18 protein-coding genes are annotated in these 19692 nt (G+C 66.7%); 9 read left to right on the top strand and 9 right to left on the bottom strand.

The window, feature by feature from the left end; translation table 11 throughout:
• Positions 1-8 precede the first annotated feature (8 nt).
• The gene (gene ptsN / locus ACW9UR_RS18065) at positions 9-473 is read left to right on the top strand and encodes a PTS IIA-like nitrogen regulatory protein PtsN (protein ID WP_458918447.1); all 465 of its coding nucleotides are present in this window, start codon (positions 9-11) and stop codon (positions 471-473) included.
• A gap of 79 nt (positions 474-552) precedes the next feature.
• On the opposite strand, the gene ACW9UR_RS18060 is transcribed toward ptsN, so the two are convergent.
• From ACW9UR_RS18060 to cysQ, 8 genes are all read right to left on the bottom strand, one after another.
• Entirely contained in the window at positions 553-2244 is a 1692-nt protein-coding gene (locus tag ACW9UR_RS18060) for a DUF5927 domain-containing protein (RefSeq protein WP_458918446.1), read from the bottom strand.
• On the bottom strand, positions 2241-3200 hold the full coding sequence (locus ACW9UR_RS18055; protein WP_458918445.1) for a glycosyltransferase family 2 protein: 960 nt from the start codon (positions 3198-3200) through the stop codon (positions 2241-2243). The genes ACW9UR_RS18060 and ACW9UR_RS18055 overlap by 4 nt, the downstream gene beginning before the upstream one ends.
• A 63-nt stretch (positions 3201-3263) precedes the next feature.
• Entirely contained in the window at positions 3264-4517 is a 1254-nt protein-coding gene (locus ACW9UR_RS18050) for a glycosyltransferase family 4 protein (protein WP_458918444.1), read from the bottom strand.
• Positions 4518-4519: 2 nt separating this feature from the next.
• Positions 4520-5503: a UDP-glucose 4-epimerase GalE gene (gene galE / locus ACW9UR_RS18045; protein ID WP_458918443.1), complete on the bottom strand. Its 984-nt coding sequence runs from the start codon at positions 5501-5503 to the stop codon at positions 4520-4522.
• Between the two features lie 44 nt (positions 5504-5547).
• Positions 5548-6441, bottom strand: a complete 894-nt coding sequence (gene galU, locus ACW9UR_RS18040; RefSeq protein WP_458918442.1) for a UTP--glucose-1-phosphate uridylyltransferase GalU — start codon at positions 6439-6441, stop codon at positions 5548-5550.
• Between the two features lie 224 nt (positions 6442-6665).
• Complete coding sequence (locus tag ACW9UR_RS18035) at positions 6666-7892, bottom strand: glycosyltransferase family 2 protein (RefSeq protein ID WP_458918441.1); 1227 nt, start codon at positions 7890-7892, stop codon at positions 6666-6668.
• Positions 7889-8689: a 3-deoxy-manno-octulosonate cytidylyltransferase gene (locus ACW9UR_RS18030; RefSeq protein WP_458918440.1), complete on the bottom strand. Its 801-nt coding sequence runs from the start codon at positions 8687-8689 to the stop codon at positions 7889-7891. Before ACW9UR_RS18030 ends, ACW9UR_RS18035 begins: the two co-directional genes overlap by 4 nt.
• Positions 8686-9486 carry a 3'(2'),5'-bisphosphate nucleotidase CysQ gene (gene cysQ / locus ACW9UR_RS18025; RefSeq protein ID WP_458918439.1) on the bottom strand — a complete coding sequence of 267 codons (801 nt, stop codon included), beginning with the start codon at positions 9484-9486 and terminating at the stop codon, positions 8686-8688. The genes ACW9UR_RS18030 and cysQ overlap by 4 nt, the downstream gene beginning before the upstream one ends.
• A gap of 112 nt (positions 9487-9598) precedes the next feature.
• Here cysQ and ACW9UR_RS18020 point away from each other — a divergent pair, with 112 nt between their 5' ends.
• The gene (locus tag ACW9UR_RS18020) at positions 9599-10423 is read left to right on the top strand and encodes an ABC transporter permease (RefSeq protein ID WP_458918438.1); all 825 of its coding nucleotides are present in this window, start codon (positions 9599-9601) and stop codon (positions 10421-10423) included.
• Here ACW9UR_RS18020 and ACW9UR_RS18015 read toward each other — a convergent pair whose 3' ends face one another.
• The gene (locus ACW9UR_RS18015; protein WP_458918437.1) at positions 10424-11308 is read right to left on the bottom strand and encodes a LysR family transcriptional regulator; all 885 of its coding nucleotides are present in this window, start codon (positions 11306-11308) and stop codon (positions 10424-10426) included. It lies immediately after the preceding gene.
• Between the two features lie 146 nt (positions 11309-11454).
• Between ACW9UR_RS18015 and urtA the strand changes: the two genes are divergently transcribed.
• The 7 genes from urtA (at position 11455) to ACW9UR_RS17980 (ending at position 19676) form a co-directional block, all read left to right on the top strand.
• Positions 11455-12720 (top strand): urea ABC transporter substrate-binding protein, encoded by a 1266-nt coding sequence (gene urtA / locus ACW9UR_RS18010; protein ID WP_458918436.1) that lies wholly within the window; start codon positions 11455-11457, stop codon positions 12718-12720.
• A 70-nt stretch (positions 12721-12790) separates the two neighbouring features.
• A complete protein-coding gene (gene urtB / locus ACW9UR_RS18005) occupies positions 12791-14746 on the top strand; it encodes an urea ABC transporter permease subunit UrtB (RefSeq protein ID WP_458918435.1) in 1956 nt (651 codons plus the stop codon).
• 2 nt (positions 14747-14748) lie between these two features.
• Positions 14749-16032, top strand: a complete 1284-nt coding sequence (urtC, locus tag ACW9UR_RS18000; RefSeq protein WP_458918654.1) for an urea ABC transporter permease subunit UrtC — start codon at positions 14749-14751, stop codon at positions 16030-16032.
• Positions 16029-16769 carry an urea ABC transporter ATP-binding protein UrtD gene (gene urtD / locus ACW9UR_RS17995; protein ID WP_458918434.1) on the top strand — a complete coding sequence of 247 codons (741 nt, stop codon included), beginning with the start codon at positions 16029-16031 and terminating at the stop codon, positions 16767-16769. The genes urtC and urtD overlap by 4 nt, the downstream gene beginning before the upstream one ends.
• A 1-nt stretch (position 16770) precedes the next feature.
• Positions 16771-17466, top strand: a complete 696-nt coding sequence (gene urtE / locus ACW9UR_RS17990; RefSeq protein ID WP_458918433.1) for an urea ABC transporter ATP-binding subunit UrtE — start codon at positions 16771-16773, stop codon at positions 17464-17466.
• A gap of 49 nt (positions 17467-17515) precedes the next feature.
• The gene (locus tag ACW9UR_RS17985; protein ID WP_458918432.1) at positions 17516-18103 is read left to right on the top strand and encodes a VOC family protein; all 588 of its coding nucleotides are present in this window, start codon (positions 17516-17518) and stop codon (positions 18101-18103) included.
• 58 nt (positions 18104-18161) lie between these two features.
• Positions 18162-19676 (top strand): malonate--CoA ligase, encoded by a 1515-nt coding sequence (locus ACW9UR_RS17980; protein WP_458918431.1) that lies wholly within the window; start codon positions 18162-18164, stop codon positions 19674-19676.
• The last annotated feature ends 16 nt before the right edge of the window (positions 19677-19692 follow it).

The following is a 19692-nucleotide window of genomic DNA, read 5'->3' as shown; positions in this document are numbered from 1 at the left end:
CCGAGGACATGGACATTACCGATATCCTCGATCCGGACGCGGTGATCTCACCGCTTCGGGTGCAAAGCAAGAAGCGGCTTTTTCAGGAGATCGCTCAAGCCGCGGCGGCGCGCCTGTCCCTGGACGAGAACACGGTGCTGACCACCCTACTGGAGCGTGAAAGCCTCGGGCCGACGGGTGTCGGCCGGGGCGTCGCGATTCCGCATGGCCGTGTCGACGGGATCGACCAGGTGATCGGGCTGTTCTTCAAGCTCGAAACCCCGATCCCCTTCGATGCGGTCGACCGCAAACCTGTCGATCTGGTGTTCGTTCTGCTGGCGCCGATCGATTCGGGCGCGGAGCACCTGAAAGCCCTTGCCCGCGTCTCGCGCCTGCTGCGCGACGACCAGACCTGCGCCAAGATGCGGTCTACGCCGGACGCGCAGGCGATCTTTGCGATCATGACGGCGGACGAGGCGTCTCAAGCCGCCTGACCAAGTGTCAGGCGGGTGCGAAAGGGCGCGGGCGCAGGCTCGCGCCTTTTGCTTTGGCTGTGGTGCCTTTGCGTGGCCGTCAGGTCTTGCGGCGCAAGGCGCGCGTCATGCGCTCGTAGCGGGTGACCTCGCCTGCCAGTTCGGCGACACCCACGGGGCAGTCCGGCTGCGCCTGAAGTGCGCCCAGGAAATCCGGGAAATCCTCGGGCAGGCGCGCGCCGGAGAAGACCGGCGTCTGTTGCAACGCCGCAGGCATCGCCTCGGTGAGCCAGCGCGACAGGTCGACACCGCCGCGCAAGACCTCGGCCAGGCTTGCCGAGACAACCGTCGCACGTGCGCCCGGATCCGCGAGACGCGCCGCGACCGCCTCGGCGCGGGTGCGCGCCCCCGGCAGGAGTTGCGACAACTCGCCCGGCGCGTCGCGCCAGGCGTCGCAGAGATCGAGCAGCCAGCCGTCGGAGAGGTGCAGCGTGCTCGCATTCGGATCGGCCAGCAGGATGTCGTCGACCACGGGCGTGCGGCCGAAGGCGTGCAGCATGGTCTGCGTGTGCCGCCGTTCCACCCAGATCAGCTTGGACAGGAAATGTGCGGGCTTGTGGTCGCGGATCTTCACGTTGTCGGTAAGATTGCCGGTGAAGACCGTCGCGCCGCCTGCGAACTCGATGGCGCCGGGAGCGAAGAGATGACCGTGGGCGATCACCCCGGGCAGGGCGTTCAACTCGTCCAGCAGGTGAGGAAAGACCTTCTGCATCCCGTCGATGACGACAAACGGGCGCGCGGTCTCGTAGTGGCTGCCGGCGCGACGGCCGGGATGGCGGCCCTGGCCGATCAGCCCGCGCCGCCCCTGGTGGTGCATCCGCCGCGCGCGGTCGAACCGGCGCAGCAGCTTGTCGCTGTCAGGCCGGTCGGGCAGGCGGTCCGCCAGGTCCGGGCCGAGGAAGGTCTGGTAGAGCTTGTTCGCCCCGCGCCAGATCTTGCGGGCGAAGAAACCATCGGCCTGCAGCAGCAGGTCGAGATGGTCGTCGTAGAAGACGTGCGGTTTGCCCTGCGCGTCGAAACGCACGAAGGTCAGCGGCGCGCTGGTGATCCGGTCCGAATGATGCGCGGCGAGCGACTGGAAGAAGCTCTCGTCGGGGATCCAGCTGGTGCGGAAGAAGCGGCAGTACTCCGGCAGATGCGGATCTTCGAGAATGGCCTTCAGGGTGCGCGTGCTGAGGCACCACCATTGCGAGCCGAACCGCGGCTCCAGCCCGTGCGGTATCGCCCGTTTGATCCTCAGCGCCCGCTGCAGGTCGACGCCCCGGTCGAAGAGCCAGCGGTAGTCGCGCCAAGGCAGCGGGTGGTAGAGCGTGAAGCGCTCCATCGACAGCCCGTCGACGACCCAGTTGTCCTCGGCCACGGGAACGGCCTCGATGAAATCGACGTCCTGGTGTCGGTCGAGATGCGCAACCAGCTGCCCCACCGGCTTGATCGGCAGGCAGGAGCCCGAGAGCTGGCAGACATGGGTGATGTCCGGCCACTCCTTGAACAGCAGGCGGACCGCGTCAAGGCTGGCATCGACAAGGCTGAAGGTCCCCCAGTGGCACTTACGGCGCGGCACGAACACGACGTTCGGGTGCCGGGCCAGCAGGCCGTTCAGGATCTCCATGTCGCCGCGCTTCACGCGGGCGTCGATGTGCAGCGCCACGCGGCAGCCGGCCCGCGCCATGTGGAGGGCGACCTGCGCCGTCCGACGCACCTGTTCGTGCGCCAGAAGGACGACGCCGATCATGCCCAGCACCCCGACGAGATCAGGCCCAGCTCCTCGAGCTGGCGCCATCCCTCGTACCGGGTGGAGCATGGCGTCCACATCGCCAGTTCCTTGTCCATCTTTTGGTCGTAGACCCTGTATTCGCGGCTGGCGGCATAATGTTGTCCGCGCTCAAGTTCTTCCTTCGCCTTGTGGCCGAAGGTTTCAAGGAACTTGGCGTGCAGCAATACGCCGCAGGCACGCTCGCCGCCGCGCTCGGAATAGACCTGGTTCAGGCCGCGCGGCATCAGCGTGTGGGTCGACGAGCGGTACACCATGCCCCGCTGCCAGGCCACCAGTGGCACCTTGTTGAGCGCGGGGCCCATCTCGGGCGCGTCGGCGAAGAACACGCGCTGGCGCGGGCCGCCCTGGATCCACAGGTCGCGGTACTTGCCGTTGCGGTCGAACGAGTAGTTGGCCGCGTCGAACCAGTTCAGCTGCTCGAACGGGTCGTCGCCCTCGGCATAGGCGGTGTCGGCCACCGGTTTGTCCGCGTACATATCGAGCAGCATGGTCCCGAAGCTCTGGTGGCGGCAGCTGTCCAGCCATTCGGTCAGCGCCGGCAGCGGCCGGGTGTCGTGGTGCGGGTAGACGAGGAACTCGTCGACATCGACCACCAGTACCCAGTGCCCGTGGCCGTGCCGGGTCAGCAGCGCGTTGATCCAGTCGACGCCGAACCGGGCCTGCTTGTAGCTGGCCTTGGTGCGCCAGACGCTGGCGTCGTCCTGCGCAGCGAGAAACTCGCGGCTGCCATCGGTGCTGTCGTTGTCGATGAACAGGAAGTGGTCGATGCCCAGCTTGCGGTAATAGTCGAGGAAGAAGGGTAGGCGGACCCGTTCGTTCCGAAGCGTGGCGAACAGCAGGATATCACGGGGGCGGATCTGCCGGGTTTGGTCCGCGACCGGCTGCAACACGCCCTGGCTGCGCATCCCCCGCATCAGAAGCCGGGTCCGCTCAGCGCGAAGCACGGCCCGGTTATATTGCCTTACTAGTCCCATCGTTCAGTCGCCAAGCCCCAGCTTACCGCCGCTTCCGGACAGTCCGTCGAAGACCGACTGGAAATGCGACCCCCATTTCGGCACCGATACTTGTACGCCCTCACTACGCCCGCTGCTTTTAGCCGCCGAGAGTATCGCAGCTTTCCAGCCGGGTCCATCCAGCGGGTCAAGATAGGTCGGAGTGTTGCCCGCAATCTCACGGTAGACCGGCAGGTCGGCGCAGATCGTTGGAACTCCCATCTGCAGCGCCTCGACCAGCGGAAAGCCGAAACCCTCGGCGAACGAGGGGAACAGCAGCGCCCGTGCCTCGCCTAGTCTTCGGGCAAGCTCGGCGTCGGGCAGAAAGCCGTGCTCGAACACGCAGCGGCCCATGAACGGCGCGCGGTCCAGGATCGCGGTGATATTCTGGTTCTCCCACCCGCGTCGGCCGATGACGTGCAGGTGCGGGACCTCGGACTCGGGCAGTTCCTCGGCCAGCTGGCGCCAGAGTGACAGCAGCAGCAGGTGGTTCTTGCGCGGCTCGATGGTGCCGAGGATGACGAACGAAGGATGCGCGTCCGTCCGCCGGTCCGGTACCTGTTCCGGCGACAGCGGGTCCACGCCCAGCAGCGCGGTGACGCTCTCGGGCACCCGGTCGCGGTGCGCGAGTCGCCGCAGGGTGCGCGTCGCGGTGTCGGCCGAGTTGAAGATCAGCAGGTCGGCGTGATCGGCGATGCCTTCGAGCATCGTGGCGAATTTCTCGGGCACGCCGGGACGCGCGAACTCGGGGAAATCGAGCGGGATCACGTCATGGATCATCACCGCGATCCGGGCTGCGCCTCCGGTGCGGATCGACTGAAGGACCGCCGGCTCAAGGTGCGTGTGGCCGGTGTTGATCGCGTGAAAGCCGGGGCGGAGATGCTCGGCCAGCAGTTTCGGCACCCGCCCGCGCCGCGCCCAGCCCAGCGCCAGCTTGCGCACGGCTGTTTCCGCGCGGCGCCGCGCCGGGGTCTGCCGGCGGGCGGCGATGGCCAGCGCATCCGGCGAGGGCAGCGTCTCGGGCGCCTCGGCCATTGCCAGCAGCGCCTCCATCCCGCGGGCGTCGAGCAGCGCCATGCCGCCCAGCACGCGAGTCGCGAAGTAAACGCGGTCGCCCCGGTCCAGCAGATGCCGCACATAGGCCCGTTCCACCCGGTCGACCCCGCTGTCGCCGCCCGCCCCGATCCGCGAGACGGTGCGGCTGATATCCAGCAGAAGGTCGGGGCGGTCCGCGCTCATGATCAGGCGGTGTACTCGGGCATTTGGTGCCAGCCCCAGGCGTCCGAGATCATCGTCCGCAGGTCCGAGCGTTCCGGGGTCCAGCCCAGCACTTCCTTGGCCAGGCTGCTGCCCGAGACAAGGGCGGTGCAATCGCCGGGGCGGCGCGCGCCTTCGACCACGGGCACGGGGGTTTCGCAGACCTCGCCGACGGCGTCGATCACCTCGCGCACCGAGAAACCGCGTCCGGTGCCCAGGTTGAACACGGCGCTGTCGCCGCCGTTCAGCAGGTACTCCAGTCCCTTGATATGCGCGTCGACCAGGTCCAGCACATGGACGTAGTCGCGGATGCAGGTGCCGTCGGGCGTGGCGTAGTCGGTGCCGAAGATCGTCAGGTGATCACGCCGCCCGCGGATTGCGTCCAGCGCCAGCGGGATCAGGTGCGTCTCCGGGCGGTGGCACTCGCCGATCTGCCGGTCGGGGTCGGCGCCGGCGACGTTGAAATAGCGGAAGGCGACGTGCTTCATGCCGCTCTGGCGGCCGTAGTCGTGCAACATGTCCTCGACCGCGCGCTTGGAGCCGCCATAGGCGTTGATCGGCTGCTGCACGCAGGTCTCGTCCAGCATCACGCCGTCCTGCTCTCCATAGGTGGCGCAGGTGGACGAGAAGACGAACGCCTTGATCCCGGCGGCGGTCACGGCATCGAGCAGCACCATCGAGCCGCCGACGTTGTTGCGCCAATAGAGCGCGGGGTCGCGCATCGACTGGCCGACGTCGGACAGCGCCGCGAAGTGCATCACGGCAACCGGCTCGTGCTTGGCCAGGACCTCGTCCAGGCGCGCGCGGTCGTGCAGGTCGCCCTGTTCGAACGGGCCGAATTTCACCGCCTGCGACCAGCCGGTGACGAGGTTGTCGTAGGTGATGGGCACGTAGCCTGCTTCGGCCAGCCGCTTGCATGCGTGGCTGCCGATATAACCGGCGCCGCCGGTCACGAGTACGGTCTGCATCAATAGCCTCGGGTATTTGTCTTGTTATTCGCGTCCACGCGTTGTCACTCGGCGGCGTGCGCTGTGGTCGACAGCCCGTCCAGGAAACTGCGGAAGTCGTCTCGCAATTCGGGGTGCTGGAGGCCGAAGGCCACCGTCGCCTGCAGGAAGCCCGATTTTGAGCCGCAGTCGTAGCGGCGACCGGTGAACCGGAAACCGGTCACGTTGTCCGAATTCTTGATCTCCGAGGCGATGGCGTCGGTCAATTGGATCTCGCCGCCGGCCCCCTTGGTCATCTTGTTCAGGTTGCGCAGCACCTGCGGGGTCAGGATGTAACGCCCGATCACGGCAAGGTTCGACGGCGCCTCGTCCGCGGCAGGCTTCTCGACCATGCCGCCGACCTGCACGACGCTGCCCTTGGCCTTCTTCACGTCGAGCACGCCATAGGACGAGGTCTGCTCCGGCGGAACTTCCATCGCGGCGACCATGTTGCCGCCGATGTCCTCGTAGGCCTCGACCATCTGCGCAAGACACGCGCGGTCCGACTGGATCACGTCATCGGGAAGCAGAACGGCGAAAGGCTCGTTCGCAATCAGGCGACGGGCGCACCAGACCGCGTGGCCAAGACCCAGCGCCTCATGCTGACGGACGTAGGCGATGGCGCCGCTGCCCATGTTGGTCGGTTCGAGCTTCTTCAGCAGGTCGGTCTTGTTGCGCTCCTTGAGCGATTTCTCGAGCTCGGGTGCGCGGTCGAAATAGTCCTCGAGCGCCGATTTGCCGCGCGAGGTGACGAAGATGAACTCGGTGATGCCGGCTTCGCGGGCCTCGTCGATGGCGTACTGGATCAGCGGGCGGTCGACCAGCGTCAGGATCTCTTTCGGGATCGACTTCGTCGCAGGCAAAAACCTTGTTCCGAGCCCCGCCACCGGAAAGACTGCCTTGCGAACCTTGCGCGCCATTCACGCCTCCTGATTATCCCCAATCCGCCGTTTCGGCGGTTCGGCACCTTTTGCGATATTTCGCACCTGCCGTATACCACATTTGCCACATGTCCCGGTACCGGCGACGGTTTATGGCGGCCCCTTGCCAAACCATGGTTTAGGCCGCGCGCAGGCTAAAGTCGCAGTGCGGCGAAAGAGGGGCAAGACTGCCGTTCAACCTTCGGCAGATTGCCACTTGCCGGTCACCCGAATTCCGTGCTGCGCTGCGCCGATACCCGGACCCTTTCGGCTTCGATTCGAGTTGCGGGCTTGGCAATTCGCCTCGGGTCGTGACGCTCCGATTTGCCCAAAAGCCCAAGGCGGTGACGGAATATCCCGTCCGGCCCAAATCGGACCACGAGCGGGCGGTGCGAGGGCTCGACCGCGATCAGTGTCACCTCGTCCCCTGCGGCTGCGGCGGAACGGGCGTCGTCTTCGACGCCGGGACGCGACAGCAGGCCGCAGGTGAAGATCCGCCGCCGTCCCGATGCGGGAGAGGGCGCTGGCTGGAACGTCCCAGCGCCGGGTGCGATGAGGGCGGTCTGCGCCGCCCGCAGCGCGCCCTCCTCGATGCCTTCCTCGAGTTCGCCCATCAGCCGCTTCAGGCCGCGGCTGTCCAACTGGCCGATCATGAAATGTCCAAGCAGGCGGCGGCGCTGTTCCGCGCGGAACGCGTCGAGCCGCGGCGCAATCGTCTCGGTCGGAGCGTGGCGGGCCAGGAAGTGCCGCAGGCTCGCGCCGATCTCGAACAGCGAGGTCGGAACCCGGCGTTCGGTCCTGAGCGGGCCGGCAGCGAAGCCGTGGTGCACTTCGGCCAGCGGCACGATGGCGGCTGACCAGCCCGCCTCGGACAGCCGCAGGTTAACGTCTGCCTCGTCGAGGAAGAACCGGTAGGCCTCATCGAAGCCGCCGATGGCGGCGAGGGCCTCGCGGCGGAACGCGCAGTTTGTCCCAACGGTCTTCAGGAAACGGTCCGGGGCGGGTCGGAAGAGTACCGGCGCCGAGCCTTCGACCGGATGGGCATGGTCAAGACCGGTGCGATCGAAGACCGTGCAGCGCCACTGGAAGCTGACGCCGTTGCGTCCCCTTGTGTAACCGCCCGCCGCGCCGACGGACGGATCCGCGAACGGCGCGGTCAGCGCGTCCAGCCAGCCGAACTCAGGCACCGCATCATCGTCTATGAAGGCGACGATCTCGCCCCGCGACGCCGAAATCCCAAGGTTGCGAGCAGCCGAGAGGTTGCGCTCGGTGAACCGGATCCAGCGCGGCTCCAGCCGGCAGGCGGGGCGCGCCTCGGGCGCGAGGTCCGAAACGACGATCAGCTCGAACCGGTCGTGGCGCTGGTACTCAAGCCCCTTGAGCGTCACGGCCAGCGAGTCGGGCCGGCCGTGGCTGACGACGACGACGCTGACCGCGAGGCGGTCGCTCATGCCAGGCCCTGTTCCCTCAGGATGGCTTCGATGCGCGGTACGTCGGCAGGGTTGTTCAGCTCCCAGAAGGCGCGGCCACGGGCCTCGACCTCGACGCAGGTGACGGGCACGCCGTTCTCCATGAAGCGAAGCTGCTCCAGACCTTCCCATTTCTCGAGTTTGCCCTCGCGCCAGTCGGCGTAGGCGGTCAGCGCCGCGGGCCGGTAGGCATAGACGCCGACATGGTGGAAGACAGGGGTCTCCTCGCCCCTTTCGAAGCGGCGCCCGGTGTAGGGGATTACTTCCTTCGAGAAATAGAGCGCCCGCCCGGCATTGTCGAAGACCGCGGTCGTGCCGCCGACCAGACCGGCGGCGCGGTCATCGAGAAAACCGGCCAGCGCTTCTGGCTCCAGTCGCAGCACGGGGGTCGCGACCTGGTTGGCCGAGACCGCCATCGCCTCGATCAGTGCGGTCACAAACCAGGGCGGGGTAAGCGGGGCATCGCCCTGCAGGTTCACGATCACCTCGGCGGCGCCCGGGGACAGCGCGTCGAGCGCGGCGGCGCAGCGCTCGGTCCCGTTGCGGCAGCTTTCCGGGGTCATCACCACCTCGGCGCCGAAGCCTTCGGCGTGGCGGGCGATCCGGTCGTCATCGGTCGCGACCACGACGCGTGCCACGTCCGGCACCTGAAGCGCCGCGTCCCAGCTGCGCCGCAGCAGGCTGCGTGTCGCGCCGGTTGCCCCGGTCAATTCGACCAGCGGCTTGCCCGGGTAGCGGGTCGAGGCATAGCGGGCGGGGATGACGATGGTAGCGGTCATTCGGAGGCCTTCAGGGTCACGCCCGGCGCGTGGGCGATGAAAAACGGGTTCTCGTAGCCCGGCTTGCCATAGGTCAGCGGGGTATGGTCGTCGAAACGGACAACCCGGCCGCCGGCGCCGTTCAGCACGGCATGACCGGCGGCGGTGTCCCACTCCATCGTGCGGCCCAGCCGCGGGTAGAGGTCGGCCTCGCCCGCCGCCACGAGGCAGAACTTCAGCGAAGATCCGGCGGACGCGGAGTCGGCGACCTGGTAGAGGTTGATGTAGTCGTCGGTCGCCTGGTCGCGGTGCGATTTCGAGGCGACGACGATCAGCGCGCTCTCGTCCGGGGTGCGCACCTTGAGCGGGCGGGTCGGCCCGGGGGTCTGCAGATCGAACGGGCCGGTTTCCTCGACGGTCTCGCCGGTGGGCAGTGTGTAGAACAGGCGTTGCTTGGCGGGGGCATAGACCACGCCGCGCACCGGAACGCCGTTCTCGACATAGGCGATGTTCACGGTGAAATCGCCGCGCCGCTTCACGAATTCCTTGGTGCCGTCGAGCGGATCGACAATCAGGAAGTTCGGCGCGTCCAGCTTGTGACTTTCGGCCTGCTCCTCGGTGATCAGGACGGTGTCGGGGAAGGCGGCGCGCAGGCCGGCGGAGATCAGCGCGTCGGCTGCCTCGTCGGCTGCTGTCACCGGGCTGTCGTCGGATTTCGCGCGAACATCGAAATCGTCGGCGTCGTAGATCTCCATGATCTTCGTGCCCGCCTCCAGCGCCAATGTCCGCAGTACCGGCGTCAGCTTGTCCATGTTCATGAATTCGTTCCCCGTCATATGAGTCGACGGTCTTCTAGCGAGTGCCGGCGTGATTTGCAGCCCCCTTGCGGATCGGATAGCCTGCCGCCCGATCCCAGCCGCAGGTGAGCGCATGAGTTCCGGAGCCGAGAAACGCACCTCCTTGTTCATGGAGGCCTTCTTCTTCATGGAGCTGACGTATTTCACCGTCGTCCGCGAGATCCGCAGCGAAAGCGGCAATGCGGCGCTGGGCATCGTCACAGCCGTCACGCGGGTGCTGATGATGGTGATCATCTTCTACTTCATGTACGAAATGATCGGTCTGCGCGGGTCCATGATCCGGGGCGACACGCTGCTGTTCCTCGTGGCGGGGATCCTGCTGTTCTTCATGCACAACAACGCCGTAAGCCGAACGATCAGCGCCGGCTCGGTCGTCTCGCCGATGATGCAGCACGCGCCGATGACGCCGACCCTGATGATCATCTCGTCGGCGCTTGCGGGGCTTTACCTTCACGTGCTGGCGGCGCTCATCATCTTCCTCGGGCTTTTCCTGATGAATGGTGAACTCAACATCCACGATCCGGCAGGTGTCGCTCTGCCGTTCTTCCTGGCCTGGGCCAGTGGGGTGGTCATGGGACTGCTGTTCCTGCTGATCAAACCCTTTGCACCGCGCGGGATGAAGATCCTCTCGACGGTCTACCAGCGTGCCAACATGATAACGAGCGGCAAGTTCTTCGTGGCCAACATGCTGCCCAACGCAGCGCTTCCCTATTTCGCCTGGAACCCGCTGTTCCATTCGATCGATCAAGCGCGCGGGGCGATGTTCGTGAACTATTTCCCGCACAAGACCACCATCGAGTACCCGATCATGTTCTGCGTCATCGGACTGGTGATCGGGCTGATGGGCGAGTTCTGGCTGCGCAAGACGGTCAGCCGGTCCACCGCCGCGACGCAGTAGTCAGCGCTCCATCTCGGCGGTCAGCATCTGCGCGAACTTGGCCGCCGCGACGGGCAGCGTCCGGCCACGGCGCTGCATCAGCTGCACCCGGACCGGGCCGATGTCGCGGCTGCGGAACCGGCGGAGGTCCAGCCCAAGAACCCTCAGCAGACCTTCGTCCAGATCCGCGTCGAGGCACATTTGCAGCGCCGAACGGGCGCCGGTCAGCGTCGCCATGTCCAGCGTCGCGGTCTCGATCGCGGGGCGCAGCATCAGCCGGCGGCGACGGAAGATTGCCGAGAGGTGCGCACGCAGCCCGGTGCCTGCCGGCGGCAGGATCAGGTCGTGCTCGACCAGCGCGTGCAGGGGCAAGGGGCTTTCGTCTTCCGCCGCTCGCATCACCGCGACGACGGGAAGCTCGGCCACGGCAATCGTCTCAGCCTCGTCCGGCATCGCGGTCTGAACCGCCAGCACCAGGTCGACACGGTCGTTCGCCAGCAGCGGACCGAGCGCGGTATCGTCTGCCGGTTGTACCCCGAAGCTGACCGCGGGGTGCTCGTCGCGATAGCCAGCGATCATTCGCGGGAGGAAGCCGCCCGACAGCTCCGGCGCCACCCCGATGGCGACACGCCCGATCCGCAGCCCGGAGAGGTCGGCAACTCGCGTGCGCGCCCGCTCCATCCCGGCGAGGTGATCGCGGAACTGCTGAAAATAGACCTCGCCCGCCGTCGACAGGCGCACGCCGCCGGGCAGCCGGTCGAAGAGCGGCGAGCCCAGTTCCTCCTCAAGCGCCAGCACCTGACGGTTGAGCGCCGAGGGCGAGATCGCCAGCACTTCAGCCGCTTTGCGGAACGAGCCCATCTGCACGATGGCCTGCACCGCGCCATATATCGCCAGGTGCCGCATCGCACCCCCTGTTGCAGAATCCGGGACACACCAGAGCAAATATAACAGCAGACAGCAACAGACGCGCGCCGGTAACACTTCCGTGACAGGGCGCGCCATCAGAGTCGCGCCCCGGGGGTCAGCAACAACAAAAGGGAATAGACCTGATGAAAGCCACACTGCTTGCGACGACGGGTCTGGCAATCGCACTGGCGGGGTCCGCCGCCGCCGAGATCAAGGTCGGCATTCTGCACAGCCTTTCCGGCACGATGGCGATCTCGGAAACCACCCTGAAGGACACGATGGAACTGCTGATCGAACAGCAGAACGCCAAGGGCGGCCTGCTGGGCGAGGAAATCGTCCCCGTTGTCGTCGATCCCGCCTCGGACTGGCCGCTCTTTGCCGAGAAGGCGCGCGAGCTGCTGACCGTGCAGGAAGTCGACGTGATCTTCGGCGCATGGACCTCGGTGAGCCGCAAGTCGGTGCTGCCGGTGATCGAGGAACTCAACGGCCTGATGTTCTATCCCGTCCAGTACGAGGGCGAGGAAAGCTCGAAGAACGTATTCTACACCGGCGCCGCGCCGAACCAGCAGGCGATCCCGGCCACCGACTACTTCCTGGAGGAGCTGGGCGTCGAGAAGTTCGCGCTGCTCGGCACCGACTACGTCTATCCGCGCACCACGAACCGCATTCTCGAGCAGTACCTGAAGGACGCGGGCATCGCCGAAGAGGACATCTTCGTCAACTACACGCCCTTCGGTCACTCGGACTGGTCCACGATCGTGGCCGACGTCGTGGCGCTGGGCGCCGACGGCAAGAAGGTCGGCGTGATCTCGACCATCAACGGTGACGCGAACGTCGGTTTCTACAAGGAACTGGCCGCCGCCGGTGTGTCCGCTGACGATATCCCGGTCGTCGCCTTCTCGGTCGGCGAGGAAGAACTCTCGGGCCTCGACACCACCAACCTCGTCGGTCACCTCGCAGCCTGGAACTACTTCCAGTCCGCCGAGTCGCCGGAGAACGAGGCCTGGGTCGCCGCCTGGAAAGAGAAGATGGGCGAAGACCGCGTCACCAACGACCCGATGGAAGCCCATGTCATCGGCTTCAACATGTGGGTACAGGCGGTCGAGCAGGCCGGCACCACCGACGTCGACGCGGTGCGCGAGGCGATGTACGGCCAGACCTTCCCGAACCTGACCGGCGGCGTGGCCGAGATGCTGCCGAACCATCACCTGACCAAGCCGGTGCTGATCGGGGAGATCACCGAGGACGGCCAGTTCGACATTCTCAGCCAGACCGACCCGGTGCCGGGCGACGCCTGGACCGACTTCCTGCCGGAATCGGCGATCCTGAAGTCGGATTGGAAGGACCTCGGCTGCGGCATGTACAACACCGAGACCGAGACCTGCGTCCAGCAGAAGTCGAACTACTGAGCCTGCGGGCCCGATATCGGCGGCACGGGGCCTCGCGCTCCGTGCCGTTCATCCGTTCCGGGGGACATTCATGAGATTCATCCGAGCCATTGCGCTCGCGGCCTGCCTGCTGGTGCCGGTCCAGGCGCTGGGGCAGGCTTCGCCTATTCAGGACCTGTTGCAGGAACATGGCGAGGTGATCGCCAAGAGCTCCCGCAAGACGATCCAGCCGGCCATCGACGCGCTGCGCGACAGCGGCCTGCCGCAGGCCCAGACCGTCATGGAGCGCTGGCAGGAAAAGGAACTCTGGCTGCGCGAGGATGACGGCGCCTTCTTCTTCGTCGAAAAGGATGGTGACACCTACACGCTGCTGGACATCGCCTCCGGCGAGCCGGTCGGCACCGCCGAGAAATCCGAACTGAAGCAGCTCAAGCCCAACAGCGGCATCCGCGGCCTGATCGGCGCGGCGCTGGTTCAGTTCCAGTTGCAGGACCCGAACCCGGCCAGCCGCCGCGCGGCGCTCGACGCCATCGCCCGCGACCCCGAGGCGAGTCATCTCGAGGCCCTGCGCGGGGCGATCGACACCGAGCAGGATTCCGAGATCCGCGCTGCGAAAGAGCGGATGGAGCGCCTGCTGACCATCGCGTTCGGCGACACCGAAGAGGCCCGCGTCGAGGCAATCCGCAGTTTCGACGGCGATCTGGGCCTCGACGTGCGGGCGGCGCTGAACCCGCTGCTGGCAACCCGCACAGTGGTCGTCGAGGGCGACGCGCCCGAGGATATGAACGTCGCGCGCGAGCTGCGGCCTGGCGGCGACGCGCTACCCTTCGATGACGCCTACGAGTTGCTGGTGAGCAAGGACCTCGCGCCGGCAGCCGTGGATCGCGCGGCCAAGCGCGCCGCGCTTGAGGCGAATGCCGAGAACGGGTTGGTCGCTGGCATCCCGACCGCCGAGCTCGACACCTGGACCGCGCGTAACCGGGCCTATGACGAGCTGGCCGCACGCGGCGTCGTGCCCCCGGATGTGCCGCTCGAAGCGCAGCAGGAGGCGGTCGAGACGCACAGCTACTACCTCGCCTATGCCGAGCCTTCGGCTGCGATCACGGACGCTGCCCGTCGGACGCTCGGCAGCATCGAGACCGGCGTGATGGTGAACCAGGGCATCGACATTGCGCTGGATGCGCTGAGCCTTGCCTCGATCTACTTCCTCGCCGCTATCGGCCTTGCCATCACCTTCGGCGTGATGCGGGTCATCAACATGGCGCATGGCGAGTTCATCATGATGGGCGCCTACACCGGCTATGTCGTGCAGCAGTTCGTCCCGAACTACACGCTGAGCCTGGTCGTCGCCCTGCCGCTGGCCTTCGCCGTCACCTTCGCCGCCGGCGTCGCGATGGAGCGGCTGGTGATCCGCTGGCTCTACAACCGGCCGCTGGAAACCCTGCTGGCGACCTTCGGCATCTCGATCGCGCTGCAGCAGCTGGCCAAGAACATCTTCGGCACGCAGGCACGGCCGCTGACCGCGCCGGGCTGGCTGGACGGGGCGCTGGTCTTCAACGACGTGGTCTCGATCAGCTACATCCGTATCGCGATCTTCGCGCTGGGCCTGATCTTCCTGGTGCTGCTGCTGTTCACGCTGAACCGGACGCGGCTGGGCCTCGAGGTCCGCGCCGTGACCCAGAACCCGCGCATGGCCGCGTCGATGGGCATCAACCCCGACAAGATCAACATGCTGACCTTCGGCCTTGGCTCAGGCATCGCCGGGATCGCCGGCGTCGCCATCGGCCTGTTCGCCAAGGTCACCTCGGAACTGGGGCAGGACTACATCGTCCAGAGCTTCATGACCGTCGTCGTCGGAGGCGTCGGCAACATCTGGGGAACTCTGGCCGGCGCCGCGCTGATCGGATTCTTCCAGAAGGGGATCGAGTGGTTCAACCCGTCGAACACGCTGGCGGCGCAGACCTACATGATCGTCTTCATAATCATCTTCATCCAGTTCCGCCCGCGCGGGATCATCGCGCTCAAGGGACGGGCGGCAGAGGCATGACCATGATCCGTTCCAGCTTCGCGCCAGAGGCCGCACCGGGCCTCGGCGCGCCGAAAGCCCACCGCAGCTTCGTGATGCGCAACCCCTCGGTGCTTATCTTCCTCGGTATCCTGGCACTGTTCACGCTCGCCGTGACGCTCAGCGCCGAGGCCACCGGCACCGGGGCGCTGTCGACCAGTTTCGTCAAGACGCTGGGCCGGACGCTGTGCCTGTGCCTGGTCGCCATCGCGATGGACCTCGTCTGGGGATATTGCGGGATCCTGTCGCTTGGCCACTTCGCCTTCTTCGGGCTGGGCGGCTACATGATCGGCATGTGGCTGATGTGGGAGCGGACCGAAGGCATCGTCCTGTCCGCCTCGGCTGCGCAGGCCCTGCCGCCAACGCCCGACGAATTGCGAGAAGCGGTCGGCCAGCAGATTTTCGGCGTCGTCGGCGGGTCCGAGATCCCGGCGATCTGGGCCTTCGCGGGCAGCCTTCCGGCACAACTCGCGCTGGTCGTGCTGGTCCCCGGCGTGCTGGCGCTGGTCTTCGGCTGGCTCGCCTTCCGCAGCCGCGTCACAGGCGTCTACCTGTCGATCCTGACGCAGGCGATGACGCTGGCGCTGTCGCTCTACCTTTTCCAGAACGAAAGCGGGCTGCGCGGCAACAACGGCCTGTCGGGGCTTCAGAACATTCCCGGCATGACTCACCTGCCGCAGTCCGAGATCTCGATCCGCTTCTTCTGGGCCTCGGCGGCGGCGCTGGCCATCGGCTACGTGCTGGCGGCCTGGGTCGTGGCGGGCAAGTTCGGCTCGGTGATCCGGGGCATTCGGGACGACGAGGCGCGGGTGCGCTTCCTCGGCTACAACGTCGAGGCCTACAAGCTGGTGATCTTCACCCTGACCGCGATCATCGCGGCCATCGCCGGGGCGCTCTACTACCCGCAGGCGGGGATCATCTCGCCGGCCGAGATCGCGCCCATCGCCTCGATCTATCTTGCGGTCTGGGTCGCCATCGGCGGGCGCGGACGGCTGTACGGCGCGGTGATTGGCGCGGCTTTCGTGAGCCTCGTGTCCAGCTGGTTCACCGGCGGGCAGGCCCCGAACATCGACCTTGGCTTCTACGTCATTCGCTGGACCGACTGGTGGCTGGTTCTGCTGGGCTTCAGCTTCATCCTGGTCACGCTCTTCGCGCCCAAGGGTATCGGCGGCCTGGTGGACGTGATCCGGCACAGGGTCACTCCGGACCGCCACGGCGCGGACCTCGGCCCCGACCAGGGCTCGTTCAGGGAGGCGGAGCAGCAATGAGCCAGCTTCTGGAGGTACAGGGCATCTCGGTCGCCTTCGACGGGTTCAAGGCGATCAACAACCTGAGTTTCTCGATCGGTCCGGCAGAACTGCGGGCGATCATCGGGCCGAACGGCGCGGGCAAGACGACGTTCATGGACATCGTCACCGGCAAGACCCGGCCCGACAGCGGCCAGGTCACCTGGGGCGAGCGCAACGTCTCGCTGCTGCGCATGTCCGAAAGCCGCATCGCGCGCGAGGGCGTGGGCCGAAAGTTCCAGCGCCCGACGGTGTTCGAGGACCAGAGCGTGCTCGACAACCTGGTGATGGCGCTGCGCAACGACCGCGGGCCGTTTTCGGTGCTGCGCTACCGCCGCAGCGACGGTGATCTGGGTCGGGTGCGCGAGCTGGCGACCGAGATCGGTCTGGCCGATCAGCTGAGCACGCAGGCGGGCATCCTGAGCCACGGTCAGAAGCAGTGGCTGGAGATCGGCATGCTGCTGGCGCAGGAGCCGCGCCTGCTGCTGGTCGACGAGCCCGCCGCCGGTATGACCAAGGCCGAGCGCGACCGCACGGTCGAGCTGTTGCGCCGCGCCGCCGAAACCCGCGCCGTCATCGTGGTCGAGCATGACATGGACTTCGTCCGCAAGCTCGACTGCAAGGTGACGGTCCTGCACGAAGGGTCGGTGCTCGCCGAGGGCACGCTGGACCATGTGACGAAAAATCAGGACGTCATCGACGTCTACCTGGGGCGCTGACATGCTGGACCTGAAAGACATCACCCTGCACTACGGCGCCAGCCAGATCCTCTACGGCATCGACCTGGCTGCCGAGACCGGCAAGATCACCTGCGTCATGGGCACCAACGGCGTCGGCAAGACCAGCCTGCTGAAGGTCATCGCGGGCCGCCACGGCGCCTCTGGCGGGCAGTACCGGCTGGACGGCGAGGAAGTCACCAACCGCCCCGCGCATGTGCTGGCGAAAAAGGGCGTCGCCTCGGTCCCGCAGGGGCGCGAGATCTTCCCGCTGATGACCGTGCGCGAGAACCTCGAGACCGGCTTCGCCTGCCTGCCCCGCACCGAACGCATGGTGCCCGAGGAGATCTTCGAGCTGTTCCCCGTCCTGCGCGAGATGGAGGGCCGCCGCGGCGGCGACTTGTCGGGCGGGCAGCAGCAGCAGCTGGCCATCGGCCGGGCGCTGGTCACGAAGCCCAAGCTCCTGCTGCTCGACGAGCCGACCGAGGGCATCCAGCCGAACATCATCCAGCAGATCGGCCGGGTCATCAGCTATCTGAAGGATCAGGGACAGATGGCGATCGTGCTGGTCGAGCAGTATTTCGACTTCGCCTACGACCTTGCCGATCACTTCCACGTGCTGCGGCGCGGGTCGGTGATCCTCGAAGGGGACCGGGCGAAGATCGATCGCAACACACTGTTGCAGAACGTCAGCGTTTGATCGCCGGCGTTCCGCGCTATCCTGTCCGCCGCAACGGGAGGGACAGGACATGCGCAAGATCCAGGTACAGGGCGTGCACCACATCACGCTGGTCGGCGCCGACCGGCAGACCAGCATCGATTTCTGGGAGGGTCTGCTGGGCATGCCCTTCATCTTCGACCAGCCGAACCTCGACAAGGCGTCGGAGAGCCATCTCTACTTCGATCCCGGGGACGGGCGGCTGATCACGGTCTTCTGCGACGAAAGCCGCAAGCCGGACCCCGAGGCCGTGCCGCAGGGCATTGGCGCGGTGCATCACATCGCCTTCAACGTGAGCCAGGCGACCTCGCGTCAGATCCAGGAGCGGCTGGACGAACGCGGGATCTCGCACTCGGGCCATAAAGACCGGGGCTTCATGGACAGCTTCTATTTCCGCGACCCGATGGGCCTGCTGATCGAACTGGCGTCCTACAGGTTCGAACCGCCCGTCGGCTTCTTGCACGGCGACGTACTGCTCGAGGCGCACAAGCGCCGTGTGGCGGCCGGGGATTACAACATCCAGGAAAAGCACCTCGCCGACGCGATCGAGGCGTTGGAACTGGACCGCCGAGGCTCGCTTTCGGAGGACCGCAGCCCGAAAGACCCCTACAAGCGGTGAGGTTTGCCCCCGGCGGGCGCGCGGTGTATCCGGCGGGAAAGGCACCAAGGGGGACCAGATGGCCAATCCGCTTTATGACGCGCTATTCGGGGCACATGCGGGCAGCGACGCGCCCTTCCTGCATCTCGACGGCGGCACGTGGAGCTACGCGGATTTCCTGGCCCGCGCCGCCCGCTACGCCCATGTCCTGAGCGGCGCCGGGCTCAAGCCCGGCGACCGGCTGGCCGCGCAGGTCCCGAAGTCGCCGCAGGCGCTCGCGGTCTACGCCGCCTGCGCCCAGGCCGGCGTGGTGTTTCTGCCGCTCAACACCGGCTATACCCCGCCCGAGATCGACTATTTCGTCGGTGACTCCGGCGCCGCGCTGTTCCTCTGCGATCCGGCCAAGGCCGAAGCCCTGTCCCCGGTGTCCGAGGCCCACGGCGCGACGCTGATGACGCTGGGTGCGGCGGGCGAGGGCACGCTGAGCGACGCCGCCGAAGGCCAACCAAAGACCTTCCCCACCGCCGAGCGGAGCGAGGACGATCTGGCCGCGCTGCTCTACACGTCGGGCACCACGGGAAGGTCCAAGGGGGCGATGCTCAGCCAGGGCAACCTGCTGTCGAACGCACGCGCACTGGCGGACCTCTGGCGGTTCACCGAACGTGACGTCCTGCTGCATGCGCTGCCGATCTTCCACACGCACGGGCTGTTCGTGGCGACGAACACGGTGCTGGTCTCGAGCGGCGCGATGATCCTGCACGCAGGCTTCAACGTGGACGCCGTGATCGACGCGCTGCCCCGCGCCACCGCGATGATGGGCGTTCCGACCTTCTACACCCGCCTGCTCGACGATCCGCGCCTGACCCGCGAACTGACCGGCCACATGCGCGTGTTCACCAGCGGAAGCGCGCCCCTGCTGGCCGAGACCCACGACCGGTTCGCCGAACGCACCGGCCACCGGATCCTCGAACGCTACGGCATGACCGAGACGAACATGAGCACCTCCAACCCCTATGACGGCGACCGGCGCGCGGGCACCGTCGGTTTCCCGCTGCCGGGGGTGGAGCTGAAGATCACCGACCCTGCCACGGGCGAGCCTCTGCCGCAGGGCGAGACAGGCATGATAGAGGTACGCGGCCTGAACGTCTTCAAGGGCTACTGGAATATGCCCGAGAAGACCGCCGAAGAGCTGCGTGCAGACGGGTTCTTCATCACCGGCGATCTCGGCCTGGTGGACGACCGCGACTATGTCCACATCGTCGGTCGGAGCAAGGACCTGGTGATTTCGGGCGGCTACAACGTCTACCCGAAGGAGGTCGAGGAACTGCTCGACGCCCAGCCCGGCGTGCTGGAAAGCGCGGTGATCGGCGTGCCGCACCCGGATTTCGGCGAGGGTGTTCTGGCGGTCCTGGTGCCCGAGAAGGGCGCCGCGCCCGATCTCGTCGCGATCCGCGCCGCGCTGGCCGAGAGCCTGGCGAAGTACAAGCAACCCAAACGGATCGAGATCGTCGACGCGCTGCCCCGCAACACCATGGGCAAGGTGCAGAAGAACCTGCTGCGCGACCGCTACGCCGACGCCTTTGCAACAGGTTGAGGCGGAAGGGCCACCT

This window comes from Halovulum sp. GXIMD14794, from assembly GCF_054457455.1.
The sequence above is the reverse complement of the archived record's forward strand: the minus strand, read 5'-3'. Positions and strand labels throughout refer to the sequence as shown.